A 13,857-nucleotide genomic window follows, 5' to 3' on the forward strand; every position below is an offset into this window, starting at 1 on the left:
CACACACACAAAAAAACACCCCCTGTCTGCATACCAGGGAGTGCTACGCATTGGGAAGGCGATTTGCCTAATCAATTTATTCAGTTACCCGCTGTGCTTGTAATGCGGCGAATTTTTTTCTGAAGAACAAGAAATACACAATGTAGCAGATGATGATCGCCGGCACACCGAAGGTGATCGCACTGCGGGTGGCAGGATCAAACCACTGGCTCACCAAAACCACCAAGTTGATCACAAAGGCCAAGATCGGCACAATCGGGAACAGCGGAGTCTTAAATTTCAGATCTTCCACTTTCCCACCTTCTTTCACATATTTGATGCGGAAGAAGAATTGGGATGCGGCAATCGACATCCAAGCCAGCACCGCCGTCACTCCGGCGATGGAAAGCAAGCTCATATAAATGGTGTCTTCTGCGAAACGATAGGACAACAGGGATAGACAGGCAAAGCCCATGCTGAGGATCAACGCATTTAGCGGCACACCCTTTTTGGTCACTTTGCCGAATATTGGGCTTGCCATGCCATTGTGTGACAAGGAGTACAACATCCGGGTCGTCGCGTACAATCCGGAGTTAGCAACAGACAACAGCGCCATCAAGATGACGAAGTTCATTACGTCTGCAGCGTAAGGAATGCCCAGCTTCTCAAATGCTACGACAAACGGGCTTTCCATCACACCAGCTTCTTTCCAGGGAATCAAGCCAGCCAACACAAAAATCGCCAGACCGAAGAAAAGAATCGTACGCCAGACGGTTTGATTGATTGCCCGTGGGATGGTCTTATCAGGATTCTCACTTTCTCCCGAGGCGATCCCGATCAATTCGGTTCCTTGGAATGAGAAGTTTACTGCCAACATGGTCATCAAGACCGCACCAAATCCATTGGGAAACAAGCCGTCTTTCGTAAAGTTATTCAGCATCGGAGCAGCTTCTCCGCCTTTCAACGTGATAAAGCCGAACATTGCCGCTCCACCCAGGATAATAAAGACAATAATCGTTAACACTTTAATGCTGGAAAACCAAAATTCCGTCTCCGCGAAGCCCTTTGCAGAGAAAGCGTTTACAACGAACAGAATAATTCCAAACACCAAACACCATACCCACAGGGAAACATCAGGAAACCAACGATCCATCAACATTCCGATCGAGATCAACTCGAGCGCCACAGTTACCGCCCAGCCGAGCCAATACAGCCAGCCGATCGTAAAACCCGTCGCTGGATTAATAAATCTCGTCGTATAGTCTTGGAATGATCCTGCAACAGGATAGGCGACAGCCAATTCCCCCAAACATAGCATAATCAGGTACATGCTCAAACCGCCGATGAGGTAAGATAATACCGCACCAAATGGACCGGCTTGCCCCACGGTATATCCCGTGCTCAAAAAGAACCCGGTTCCAATCACACCCCCAAGGGCAATCATAAACAAGTGGCGGCTTTTCATTGTCCTTTTCAATTCTTGCTGCTGATTAGTTTCGTGCATTAATCCTCCTCCTCGTCACTGCAACGCAATCTATCATATGTCGATATTATAATTTTTTTCAAAAAAAGAAAAGGTTCATTTTTATCCAACTCCAACAATTCCTTTATCTCGTCGTTATTATACCCTTTCGTAGAGAATATATTATATTAAAACTTTATCGCTTTGTAGTATAAATATACACGACAACCAAATAAATAATCAACAGGAAATCACTTCAAAAATAGGGTATAGTATTGAATACATATAGCGATCAAAGCTATTTTGACACGATTCATTGAATACGAACCTGTATACAATCAATGCAGAAAAGGGCGGAGACAACATGGCAAAACGCACCATTAAGAAAGAATTGGTAACGAGCCGCTGGCTGAATGAAACCAAAGAAATCCTCATTTATCTGCCTCCCGGCCACGAAACATTGACCGACTTGCCACTGCTGGTGCTTCATGACGGGCCCGATTATTTCAACTTGGGCCGCATCGTCACCCAAGCGACGCCATTGATCGAAGCCGGAGAACTTACACCCTTCGCCATGATGGCGATTCCGGTGAACAAAGAGCGCCGCACCAGCGAATATTCGCCGATCGGAGAGCGGCAAGTGCCGCATATGAGCATGGTGGTTGAAGAATTGCTTCCCTTGGTGCGGAGCCGTTACCCCATCAGTCCGAAACGGGATGACCTGGTGATAGGCGGCTCCTCTCTTGGTGGCACCGTCTCATTGCATTTGGCGCTTCAATATCCTGATGTTTGTTCCCGCGTTTTATCCCAGTCAGGAGCATTCCTGCAACAAACCATTGATGAAGTGATGCGGCAACCCAGCCTCTCACACCTTCAGATTTATCAATCGATCGGCTTGTCGGAGATTGCGGTTCCCACACATATGGGCACCCTTGACTTGGTCGCACGCAATCGCGAAATGAAACGCCATTTGCTTGAAAAAAATGCAAAAGTGGCCTATTACGAGGAAGAGGGAGACCATACATGGGGGTTCTGGCAGCGTGAACTGCCCCGTGCCTTGCGCCTGTTTTTTGGGCAATAACAAAAAAGCCATGACAAGTTTACTCACTTGTCATGGCTTTTTGATTAAGACGAGCTGCCGCAACCAGAGCTGGAACTGGAGCAGCTGGAACTCGAACAACTGGAGTTCCCGGAATCAGAATCACCCGAACCCCCAGAATCTCCCCCGTTGTCGATACTGGCACATCCAAACTCATCCGAGCCGGAGCTCGAATGATGGGCTTTCGCGGACGGTGATTGGAGCCGCGCCAGTTGCGTTGCAAAGTCTTCATCATGATAAGCGGATAAAAACAAGACGCTTGTCAACATGAGCAACGCTTCATTCGATTGCGGTACCAAGCTCTTACGGTAACGCTTGAATTTCGTCACCGTGTGTCCCTCTTTGGCGACCACCTCATCAATTTTGGCCAATTGCCCTTTCAGATACACGATCAAGGATGAAACCAGCTTAGCCACATGCGGTACCTGTTCTTGAGTACGAGTATTGAAATAGCGGCTCGCAATCTCTTCCACATCATCTTCCTTTAACGCCCAGATCAGCTCACGGCGAAGCGGGTGACGCAAAAAGGCGCCCCATGTTTGCGAACTGTATTTGGTCGGTTTGAACAGGCAGACATAGATCACATCAAACCATGCCCGCTCGTAGGGGTCAGGCGCTTGATCGCCATCATTTGGGGAGTGATGCAAAGTGGTTCTTAAGAAACGGCGTGAGAAATCTTCGTATTCGCGGGTAAACATCAGCATCTCATGCCACACTTCATCCACTTCCCGGCTGTACATGGGAACACTCTTCAACAGCGCGGTCATCACCAAGTACCGTTTCCACTCAAACCAGCGGTTTTCCCATTCGGTCAAACCCACTTTATGCTCGCGGAAAACGCGTTCCTTTACACGCGCCACATAGGTTTCATCTAACGCGTTGTCCAGGTGATCGATGAGTGCTTTCAATTCCTGCGCAAACTCTTCACTGTGTTCTTGCATCCCCAAGTCGGGCAAAATATACGACTGGCTGGGGCGGGGCTTTTTAGCTGAGCGGTACAGCGCATTGACCAAAATGATAATCGCAATGAAAAAGGCCAGTAATATAAACGCTACTCCCTCCACATGAACCACCCTTTCGCTTTCACTGTCAAGGCTCCCTCGTCCTGGGGCTTTCAAAAAAGAGAGCACTCCCCCGGAGAAACAGGGGAGTCCTCACATCAATCACAATATTTGTCGTAAGCGTTGGTCAGATTGGCCGCAATCTCTTCAAGCGGCACATTCTCAATCTCATGACGGTGAACCATATGTACCAGTTGGCCGTCTTTCAACAACGCAAACGACGGAGATGACGGCGGTTGACCTACCAAATAGGAACGGGCCCGCTCCGTCGCTTCGCGGTCTTGGCCGGCAAACACCGTATACCAATGATCGGGAACTTTATCATGCTTCAACGACAACGCGACGGCAGGACGAGCCAGACCAGCCGCACAGCCGCACACCGAGTTGATCACGAGCAAGGTGGTCCCTTTGGCACCTTCCCCTTTCAGCGCCTCATCCACTTCTTCAGGGGTACGCAACTCCTTCACACCGATCGAAGTCAACTCATCGCGCATATGTTGAACCATTGTCTGCATTTGTTGCAAGTAGAAGTTTTCAGTCACTTGCTCTTCCCTCCTTTGCCCTTATTGTATCCCATCCCAGCTGGAACTTAAATCCCTTTGATCACGGCCATGGGATGACATTTGGCCACAACCGAAGCTAGACCTGCGCCAACGACAGAATCGATGATTTGATCCACATCTTTGTACGCCTGCGGGCATTCATCCAAGATGTCGCGCAACGTGCGTTGATTCACCATAATCTCTTCTTCCGTACCTACTCTCATCGACTGGGCAAATTGGTCGATCGTAACCACCTGTTTGGTCGCTTTGCGCGAGCGGACACGGCCCGCTCCATGGCAAATCGAATAGAAATTCTTTTCTCCCGCCTTTTCCCCGACCATAATGTAAGAAGCCGTTCCCATCGACCCGGGGATGAGTGCAGGATGACCCGTCTCTTTGTAAGGTTTGGCGTTGAGGAAATGACCGGCCGGCAAAGCGCGGGTCGTCCCCTTGCGGTGTACCAGCATCGTTCTGTTGCGGTGAAACTCTTGCAGGGCATAATTGTGCATCAAATCATACAGAACCGGCATCTCAAAGGCGGAGCCAAACACATCTTTCAAACCTTGGCGCACACCAAACGCGATCATGTGACGGTTGACGACTGCATAATTCAAAGCCGAATACATCAGGTTGATGTAGCGTTGTCCCTCAGCGCTCTGGATCGGTGCGTATACCAAGGTAGGATCAGGATTCTCAATTCCCCATAAATCCATCGCGTTGCGAAAGTCGCGGGTGTACTGATTCCCCATCATCCCACCCCAGGCACGAGAGCCGGAATGGATCATTACCACCACTTGCCCGTCAAACATCCCCCACTTGGCGGCGATATCACGCTTCGCTTCATTGATTTCCAAGGTTTGAATTTCGATAAAATGGTTGCCGCCACCTAATGTCCCGATCGTTTGCCAAGCGCGTGCCCACATCTTATCTGGGACGGCGGACAAGTAATCTTTGACAAATTTAAACTTGGCATGTTCCACATGAGTGAGGGATCTGCTTTTTTTCGACGGCTTTTCGTCGGGGATGTAGGAGACCGGCAGGCCTTCAATCCCCTCAGTTACCACCTTTTCCACCTCTATATTGCTATAGGACGAAGATTGACGTTCGTTGACGGGTACATATTTCTCAATTGATTCAATCATTTCACGCCGCAACGACTTCGACTGGATGTCGTCCTTGGTAAGCGGTGTCAGATGCACCCTCATGCCGCAGCCGATATCAGAACCGACGATGGACGGAGAGACAAATCCATCCTTCATGTTCCAGACCGCCGTTGTTCCGATACACGTACCCACCCCCACGTGAGCATCGGGAGTATAGCTCATATAGACATTGCGCGGAATGCGCAAATTGTTATCAGCCATGTCGTAAACGCGTTGTTCCAAGGATGCGAATACTTCATCATTGGCAAACACATGTAATGTGCCGTGCGCCAATGACAGTTCACGATGATTGTTTCCATGATGTTTAATCATACCTTTTCCCCTTTGCACCCGTTGCCACTGCGACCAGACGGGGGAGAAACCCCTGAGCCCGGCTTATCGCGTAAGGGGCAACCGGCGATTTGAATAATTATGCGCGATCTTTTGTAAAGAACGATATTTTCCGATGATTTTTTTAAAAGTAAAATGGCCGGCGAGTCAAAAAAATTTTTTCAAAAACTACGGTTACCCATGAAGAACGTCCACATGTTCCCCTCTGATTTTCCACGTGCATCCACTTTTGAAACATTTAATCACACAAAAAACCCCCGGAGCTAGTTCGCTCCGAGGGTGACATCCTCATCGGTTATCCACGCGTTCCGGATAGAGATCATGTTGCGCCAATCGCTGTTCGGCAATCCGCTCCCACCGCGTACCCGGTTTGCCGTAATTGGCATACGGGTCAATGCTGATCCCGCCGCGCGGCAGGAATTTCCCCCACACCTCAATATATTTGGGGTCCATTTTCTCAATCAAGTCTTTCATGATCGTCACAATACAATTTTCATGAAAGTCTCCATGGTTGCGATAACTGAACAGATACAGCTTAAGCGATTTGCTTTCAACCAGCTTCTGGTCCGGCACGTAACTAATATAAATCGTGGCGAAATCCGGCTGGTTGGTAATAGGGCACAAGCTGGTGAATTCCGGGCAGTTGAATTTCACGAAATAATCCGTGCCCGGATGCTTGTTGTCGAAGGTTTCCAACACATCCGGATTGTATTGGAACACATAATCAGATTTAGCTCCGAGAGCATGGAGCTGGAGCTCCTGTCGCTTCTCACTCATCTAGTTGCCTCCTTACACCCTTTCATAACGGGCAAACGCTTCATTGGTTTCTTCTACTTCCACCCATTTCACAATGGGGCGGTTGGATTTTTGCTCGCATAATTCCTCAATCGTTAAAAAGAACACTTCCGCCACTTTCTCCGTGGTCGGGGCATGTCCACCTTGCGCGGGGTCGAACTCAGGAAATTCATTTAACAGATGATGATCGTATTTCTTCTCGATGGCATGTTTTACTTGACGAAAGTCGATCAACATCTGCTGTTCATCCAATTGCGTCCCCTCTACGCAAAAAGTGATTTTGTAATTGTGCCCGTGCAACCGATCGCACTTGCCCGCACCAGGCACGCGATGGGCACAAGAAATCCAAAAGTGCTTGACCAACGTATATTTCCCAGGCATGATTCTCACCCGATCTTCGTTTTATATGGGATAGGATCTTGTACGCCGTTCTCCTTGAAGCCCTTCAATCGCAAGAGACAGCTGTCACACTCCCCGCAAGCCTCCTCTTCCCCTTGGTAGCAGGAGGTGGTCAATTCATATGGGACGCCCAGCTCCAGGCCTCGTGCGATGATTTCACCTTTGGTCAGCGAAATGAGCGGCGTCGCGATTCGCAATTTCTCATCCGAGGTGACGCCCAGCTTGGTGGCCAGGTTAATGGTTTCTTCCATCGATTTGATAAATTCCGGACGACAATCGGGATAGCCGCTATAATCCACGGCCGTGACGCCGGTGTACAGCACTTGCGCACCGATCACTTCCGCATAAGCCGTCGCCAACGACAAGAAGATTAAATTGCGGGCAGGCACATAGGTAGACGGAATCCCCTCACCCACTCCCTCCGTGGGCACTTCCATCGCCGTGTCGGTCAGGCTGCTGCCACCGATTTGGCCGAGGAAGGAAACATCCACCACTTTGTGGCGTTCAGCCACCCCATAGTGTGCCGCAACTTTGCGGGCATGCTCCACTTCTTTGTCATGGCGTTGGTTGTAATGAAATGTGATGGGGTACAACTCATACCCTTCTGCCAAGGCTATCCCCATGCAAGTGGTGCTGTCTAACCCCCCGCTCAACACGATGACCGCTTTTTTGCTCATTCCTGCTCACACTCCTCTAGCATTTGGGTCCCAAATCACTTTATGCAATTGCAAATTCAACTTCACTTGCGTCAAACGCTCTGCTAACATCCGCTCGACCAAGCGGGCAGGTGGCATGCTTTCCCACACCGGACTGAACAGTGGGACGCCCCGTTTCATCCGCTGTCTCACTACTTCAACCGCCATATCAAAATCCGTATCGTCGGCGATGACAAACTTCACTTCGTCCGTATCACGCAAAAAAGTGAAGTTCTCCTCGATCATCTTCTCCTGTTCCCCGCTGGCTGGCAGTTTATAGTCAAGGACAAACCGAACCTTTTGCCCCCGCTCGGGATTGGCTTCCCGCCAAGCATGAAACGGAGCCAAATGAATGGCGCCATTGGTCTCAATGTGGATGTCTGCCACTTCTTCCAGCTGTGCCAACGCCTCAATGAGCATAAGTGACTTCTCCCCGTGGATGAGCGGCTCCCCGCCCGTCAAGCAAATACGGGGGTGACCGTACCTTTTCACTTCTGCCACAATCTCAGCGATGGTAGCGAAAAATTCCGGCTTGGCCGGCGCATAACTGTAAGGCGTATCACACCACGTACAGCGCAGGTTGCAGTTGAACACCCGCACAAACGTCGTCGGATACCCAGCCTGTGTCCCTTCCCCCTCTACGGTCTCAAACAGTTCGACCATGGGTAGTTTCACTTCATCTATCGTTTGATGCGCTTGTGGCACAAATGCACCTCTTCTCTTTTACAACAAAATGGGGCAACACACTCCGGTCGCCGCTATGAAAAACACCTACTAGCCATGCTAGCAAAAGGGCTTCCCTCTTAGCAATAGGAAGATGATTGGCAATGTCAAAAAAGAAACACAGAAGGCCGTAACGATCTCTCTCATACATTAAGCAAACAATACCCGTATCGCTGTGACCGCATCTAACACCAATGGTACAACCGGAAGACATCCATTGTTTCCCCACCTTAAATCTTTGCCCGTTAACAAACTCTGAATCTTGGATCGGAGCGGCGGCAACAGTCCAAAAGGGTCTTACTGCTCCATTTGCCATGAAGCTTCTACTGCCCGACTTGCCACTTGCTTCAACACGTGGGCGCTCTCTTCCTCTGGCGGGGTGGAAATACCAGACGGGGGAAACATCCCGGCACACGGGCGGGGCTGCTCAAATGCACCATTTCGCCGCACACTTGCAATCGCCGTTCCCATGCGCGCACCATGGGTAGTTCAGACCCAGCCGGCAACTGGCTTGAGCGGCTGGCAGCAACCACTTGCCGCGCCAGTTGTTCAGCCAAAGGAACCCGAGACGCCCGATCCTCCACAAAACCAAACGTTTGCATGACAAAGAGCGGGTGCGGCAACTGCTTCATTCCACCCGCGTCAACTACTTGGGCCTCGTCGATGCGGAAGGGACTTACGTCGTTCCGTTCAACGATGTCTGGTAATCAAGATGCGATTTATTTTCATGGAAGCGAAAGCGGGCGGAAAGCAGATGCGCTAAGCACCGCCACCAGCCCGCTCTGTTTCACTTTAGCCCAAGAGTACAAAACCATCGTCGTGTCCACTGTCCCGGCCGAGACCGGCACGTCTTACACCGGCGTCATGTTGTTTGGAAACGTCGCTCCCATCACCGATCTCGCCGAAGCCACCGCAGCACCGGAAGCACTTTGCTACGGCAGTCGTACCCAGCGAGATGACATGTAAAAGTCTTGACCGGCATGGCTAACCGCCATTTTCCTTGAACAGACTGAAAAAGAGGAGGGAGTCAGGTAGCAAAAACGACCGATGATATGTATACATGGACTTTTACCGACGATGAAGCTGAAGTGATCAATTTCGCCTTGGATCAAATCATCGTGATGAATGGCACCAGCAACAGTGCCAACGCATAAAACAAATCCTGTTAAACCGGTTTAAAGTCGAGCTGTAACAATGACAGGAACGCCGCTTTGCAGGCGTTCTTCTTTTATTTTTACCGCAATCACGCCAAGCCCATGGGGCTGTCCGCCTCAGTCATCATCGTTGTCATGCTTGCGCTTCTTTTTATACTCATCTTTATCATGCTTGTCGTCATCCTCCAGATCGTCGCTCGACGACGTCCCATTTGCGTCGATTTCTGACTGGGAAGTGGGTGGATCAGAAACAGTCGGTATTGCTTTGCCGTCACCCATCCCTTTGGCCGCTAGCAGCGCGATAATGAAAATACCAAGAAACACAAAAGATGAGACATACATTTTACGGTATTTGGCCCTGCTCAAGGAAGGAAGTTTCCCATGTTTCGCTTTTTCCACTTGGGACCTGTACAAAGTGAACAGAAAAGTGAAGACAAACCCCAAAAAGCATCCCATTGCCGCCACTTTCATAACGCCATGCTCCCCTTTCCCTTTTGCTCTCTAGTTTTTATATCACAAACGAAGCGCCTCTCTTCCCACTTTTCACGAACCCTCACCACACTGTCACAAGTGAGTGAGGCCCCTTTGTGTTTTTTAGGGGCCTCACTCACGCACCAACTTGCCCATCCGCTGGGCTGACTCTTTGAGACTGGGCACACACTGTACCATTTTCTTGACATTCATGCGGGAAACAGGGCCGGACACCGCCAACGCCGCCACCAACCTCCCTTGCCGTGAAAATACAGGCACACTGACCGCCGCGGTTCCCGCTTCCCGCTCTTCAACGCTGATGGCGTAGCCGTCGTCGTGGATGCGCTGCAATTGTTCCAAATATACTTCCTTGCTGACATTGTCAGGCCAATCGGGATCTGCCAGCAACTCCTGAAGCTCTTCCTCACTGGCATAAGCCATCAGCACTTTGCTGGAAGCCCCCAAATACAATGGCAACCGCGCCCCGACCGGCGCCACGCGGCGAATGGCTTGTTTGCTTTCAATCGCCTGGACACGGACTCGCTCTTTGCCGATACGGTAATACAGGCTAACCGTCTCATCCAACTCATCTCGCAATCGTTCCATCTCCGGTAAAAACAGAACGGCCGGTTCGTCTGATTGGTTGAGGCTAGTAGCCAGTTCCCACACGCGGAAACCGAGCTGATACTTGTCCGTCTCCGAATCCCGCTTCACAAATCCCTTACCTTCCAGCGTCGCCAGCAAGCGAAATACTGTGCTTTTATTCAATCCGGTACGCTCGGCGATCTCCATCATGCCCAAGCTCCCTTCATCCACAAAGCAGAGAAGGATATCCAAAGCCCGTTCCGCCGCACGCACGGTTGACTTTTTCTCATCACTCACCGTTTACCCCTCCGGTTTCACTCTACGAAACAACTTTTCACCTATTATACCAAAAACGCGGGATAAACCTACAAGCATGTTTAAGACTCCTCAAACAGGCAGGATGATTACGAAAACCCTTGTGAATACTGCATTCCGACCTTTTGAAAAGAAAGAACGCCCGCCGCTTGCACAAAGATTCCGCGATTTTTCAATGAAAGCACTCTATACAACTTTTCAAAACCATTGTATAATGAAAACGAAATTAGAAACCGAGTTTCACTAGATGAAACTGACCTACATCATTTTGCGTTCGCTAAAAGGAGGTTCCACGATGACAAACGACCTGTTTCACGTTCGTTCCAAACTGAAAGTCGGGGAGCAAGAGTATGTTTACTATCGTCTGAACGGATTGGAAGAGCAAGGGATTGGCCCTGTCTCCCGCTTGCCTTTCTCCATCAAAGTGTTGCTGGAAGCAGCCGTGCGTCAATACGACGGCAAAGCTGTAACCAAAGAACATATCGAACAATTGGCCACTTGGGCTGACAAGCGCTCCGACAAGGAGATCGCATTTAAGCCTGCCCGCATTGTATTGCAAGACTTCACCGGTGTTCCGGCCGTGGTGGACTTGGCCGCGCTCCGTTCGGCTATGGCGCGCGTCGGCGGCGACCCAGAACGCATTAATCCGCTTATTCCGGTTGACCTGGTGATCGACCACTCTGTTATGGTTGACAAAGCGGGAACCCAAGACGCACTTGAGTACAACATGAATTTGGAGTTTGAGCGCAACGAAGAACGTTACCGCCTGCTCAGATGGGCAGCTGAATCGCTTGACAATTTCCGCGCCGTACCGCCGGCAACCGGGATCGTGCATCAGGTCAACTTGGAATACTTAGCCAATGTAGCAGCTACCCGCGAAGTCGACGGTGAAACTGTCGTTTTCCCTGATTCCCTTGTCGGAACCGACTCCCATACGACGATGATCAACGGCTTGGGCGTCGTCGGTTGGGGTGTAGGCGGAATCGAAGCAGAAGCTTGTATGTTGGGACAACCGCTGTACTTCATCACTCCGGAAGTCATCGGTTTCAAACTGACCGGACAATTGCCAGATGGTGCCACCGCCACTGACTTGGCACTCACCGTAACCGAAATGCTGCGTAAAAAAGGAGTCGTCGGCAAGTTTGTCGAGTTCTACGGACCGGGACTTTCCAATCTCAGCCTGGCAGACCGGGCCACCGTCGCCAACATGGCTCCTGAGTATGGTGCGACCATCGGCTTCTTCCCCGTCGACGACGAAGCGTTGAACTACCTCCGCAACACTGGCCGGGATGAAGAATTGGTCACCTTGGTGAAAGAATATTACCAAGCACAAGGCTTGTTCCGTACCGACGATACGCCAGACCCAGTCTTCACCGACACCGTTGAACTGGATCTCAGCACCGTCGTCCCCAGCTTGTCCGGACCAAAACGCCCGCAAGACCGCATTGAACTTACCGCTATGAAAGAAGCTTGGAATGAAACATTGCGCAAGCCTATCGATCAACGCGGCTTCGGCTTGAGCGAAGAAGAATGCGCCAAATCAGCGCAAGTCAGCCTGCCGGACGGTTCCTCCTATCAATTGGATCAAGGCGCAGTTGTGATCGCAGCGATTACCAGCTGTACCAACACCTCCAACCCGTCCGTAATGGTTGGCGCCGGCTTGGTAGCGAAAAAAGCGGTTGAAAAAGGACTCACTGTTAAACCATTCGTCAAAAGCAGTTTGACACCTGGTTCCAAAGTGGTAACCGATTACCTCGAAAAGGCCGGTTTGATCGAACCATTGGCCAAATTGGGCTTCACTGTCGCTGGTTACGGTTGCGCCACTTGCATCGGCAACAGCGGTCCGCTGTCTGATGAAGTGAGCAAAGCGATTGAAGAAAACGACTTAACTGTGGCATCAGTCCTGTCCGGAAACCGGAACTTTGAAGGACGGATTCATCCGCTGGTCAAAGCCAACTATTTGGCATCCCCACCACTGGTAGTTGCTTACGCGCTCGCGGGAACGGTGAACATCGACTTCGCTACGGAGCCCATTGGCCACAATGATGCGGGTGAAGCCATCTATCTGAAAGACATCTGGCCAAGTTCGCACGAGATCAGTCAAGTGATGAACTCCGCAATCAGCGCCGAGCAGTTCCGCAAACAATACGCGCAAGTCTTTGACGCCAACGAACGTTGGAACCAGCTGCCAACCCCCAAAGGCGTGCTGTATGAATGGGATCAAGATTCAACTTATATCCAAGAGCCTCCATTCTTTGTCGACATGTCCGCCGATGTGGAAGAAATCAAGCCGATCACGGGTGCGCACATCCTGGCGCTGCTCAACGATTCCGTGACCACCGACCATATTTCTCCCGCCGGTAGCATCGCTCCGACCAGCCCAGCTGGACGCTACTTGCAAGATAAAGGCGTGGCTGTCAAAGACTTCAACTCGTACGGCTCCCGTCGTGGTAATGACCGGGTAATGACACGTGGAACCTTCGCCAACATCCGCATTCGCAACCAAATGGTGCCGGGTTCAGAAGGTGGCGTAACCAAACATGTGCCATCCCAACAAGTGATGTCCATCTACGATGCAGCGATGGAATACAAAAAATCAGGCACCCCATTGGTCGTCATCGCGGGCAAAGAATACGGTACTGGCTCTTCTCGTGACTGGGCCGCCAAAGGGACCAACTTGCTCGGGGTAAAAGCTGTCATCGCGGAAAGCTTTGAGCGGATCCACCGCAGCAACCTCGTCGGCATGGGCGTGTTGCCGTTACAGTTTGCCAACGGAGCTAATTGGCAATCGCTCGGCCTTGACGGCACAGAGAAAATTGATATCGCCGGCTTGAACGACGAAGTGACTCCAGGTCAAACGCTCACTGTGACCGCAACCAAACCAGATGGCTCTTCTGTCCAATTTGATGTAACTGTGCGCCTGGACAGTGTTGTGGATATTGAGTATTACCGCAATGGCGGCATTTTGCAAACAGTATTGCGCCAAATCCTGGCCAACCAAGAAGAGAGCAAAGCATAACCATGGAGTTTCGCGATCCATTTGGGAATCGCGTTGAGATGATACAAATGCTATGATAAAAGCAG

14 protein-coding genes are annotated in these 13,857 nt (G+C 50.6%); 3 read left to right on the plus strand and 11 right to left on the minus strand.

Translation table 11 applies throughout. The annotated features are described in order from the left end of the window. Positions 1 to 76: 76 nt before the first annotated feature. On the minus strand, positions 77 to 1,483 hold the full coding sequence (locus NYR52_RS13525) for an amino acid permease (RefSeq protein WP_132221033.1): 1,407 nt from the start codon (positions 1,481 to 1,483) through the stop codon (positions 77 to 79). A gap of 322 nt (positions 1,484 to 1,805) precedes the next feature. Here NYR52_RS13525 and NYR52_RS13530 point away from each other — a divergent pair, with 322 nt between their 5' ends. Beyond that, positions 1,806 to 2,522 carry an alpha/beta hydrolase gene (locus tag NYR52_RS13530; protein ID WP_259435826.1) on the plus strand — a complete coding sequence of 239 codons (717 nt, stop codon included), beginning with the start codon at positions 1,806 to 1,808 and terminating at the stop codon, positions 2,520 to 2,522. Between the two features lie 44 nt (positions 2,523 to 2,566). Here NYR52_RS13530 and NYR52_RS13535 read toward each other — a convergent pair whose 3' ends face one another. The 8 genes from NYR52_RS13535 to NYR52_RS13570 form a co-directional block, all read right to left on the minus strand. Next, the gene (locus NYR52_RS13535; RefSeq protein ID WP_259435827.1) at positions 2,567 to 3,604 is read right to left on the minus strand and encodes a UCP032817 domain-containing protein; all 1,038 of its coding nucleotides are present in this window, start codon (positions 3,602 to 3,604) and stop codon (positions 2,567 to 2,569) included. Between the two features lie 95 nt (positions 3,605 to 3,699). Beyond that, positions 3,700 to 4,116, minus strand: coding sequence for a BrxA/BrxB family bacilliredoxin (locus tag NYR52_RS13540; protein ID WP_035952093.1), 417 nt, complete (start codon positions 4,114 to 4,116; stop codon positions 3,700 to 3,702). A 74-nt stretch (positions 4,117 to 4,190) separates the two neighbouring features. Continuing rightward, entirely contained in the window at positions 4,191 to 5,618 is a 1,428-nt protein-coding gene (locus NYR52_RS13545) for an RtcB family protein (RefSeq protein ID WP_132221039.1), read from the minus strand. 306 nt (positions 5,619 to 5,924) lie between these two features. Further along, a complete protein-coding gene (gene queF, locus NYR52_RS13550) occupies positions 5,925 to 6,413 on the minus strand; it encodes a preQ(1) synthase (protein ID WP_259435828.1) in 489 nt (162 codons plus the stop codon). 12 nt (positions 6,414 to 6,425) lie between these two features. Beyond that, positions 6,426 to 6,812: a 6-pyruvoyl trahydropterin synthase family protein gene (locus NYR52_RS13555; RefSeq protein WP_259435829.1), complete on the minus strand. Its 387-nt coding sequence runs from the start codon at positions 6,810 to 6,812 to the stop codon at positions 6,426 to 6,428. A 5-nt stretch (positions 6,813 to 6,817) separates the two neighbouring features. After that, positions 6,818 to 7,507, minus strand: coding sequence for a 7-cyano-7-deazaguanine synthase QueC (gene queC, locus NYR52_RS13560; protein WP_132221043.1), 690 nt, complete (start codon positions 7,505 to 7,507; stop codon positions 6,818 to 6,820). Positions 7,508 to 7,513: 6 nt separating this feature from the next. Next, positions 7,514 to 8,188 (minus strand): 7-carboxy-7-deazaguanine synthase QueE, encoded by a 675-nt coding sequence (locus NYR52_RS13565; protein WP_259436771.1) that lies wholly within the window; start codon positions 8,186 to 8,188, stop codon positions 7,514 to 7,516. Positions 8,189 to 8,595: 407 nt separating this feature from the next. Continuing rightward, positions 8,596 to 8,880 (minus strand): hypothetical protein, encoded by a 285-nt coding sequence (locus NYR52_RS13570; RefSeq protein WP_158283266.1) that lies wholly within the window; start codon positions 8,878 to 8,880, stop codon positions 8,596 to 8,598. 31 nt (positions 8,881 to 8,911) lie between these two features. Here NYR52_RS13570 and NYR52_RS13575 point away from each other — a divergent pair, with 31 nt between their 5' ends. Continuing rightward, entirely contained in the window at positions 8,912 to 9,214 is a 303-nt protein-coding gene (locus NYR52_RS13575; protein ID WP_259435830.1) for a pyridoxamine 5'-phosphate oxidase family protein, read from the plus strand. A gap of 305 nt (positions 9,215 to 9,519) precedes the next feature. Here NYR52_RS13575 and NYR52_RS13580 read toward each other — a convergent pair whose 3' ends face one another. Continuing rightward, positions 9,520 to 9,873 carry a hypothetical protein gene (locus tag NYR52_RS13580; protein WP_132221047.1) on the minus strand — a complete coding sequence of 118 codons (354 nt, stop codon included), beginning with the start codon at positions 9,871 to 9,873 and terminating at the stop codon, positions 9,520 to 9,522. Between the two features lie 132 nt (positions 9,874 to 10,005). Beyond that, a complete protein-coding gene (locus tag NYR52_RS13585; protein WP_259435831.1) occupies positions 10,006 to 10,755 on the minus strand; it encodes an IclR family transcriptional regulator in 750 nt (249 codons plus the stop codon). Positions 10,756 to 11,068: 313 nt separating this feature from the next. On the opposite strand from NYR52_RS13585, the gene acnA reads away from it, so the two are divergent. After that, the gene (acnA, locus tag NYR52_RS13590; RefSeq protein ID WP_132221051.1) at positions 11,069 to 13,792 is read left to right on the plus strand and encodes an aconitate hydratase AcnA; all 2,724 of its coding nucleotides are present in this window, start codon (positions 11,069 to 11,071) and stop codon (positions 13,790 to 13,792) included. Positions 13,793 to 13,857: the final 65 nt, after the last annotated feature.

The organism is Laceyella sacchari (genome assembly GCF_024927925.1).
Lineage (GTDB): Bacteria > Bacillota > Bacilli > Thermoactinomycetales > Thermoactinomycetaceae > Laceyella > Laceyella sacchari.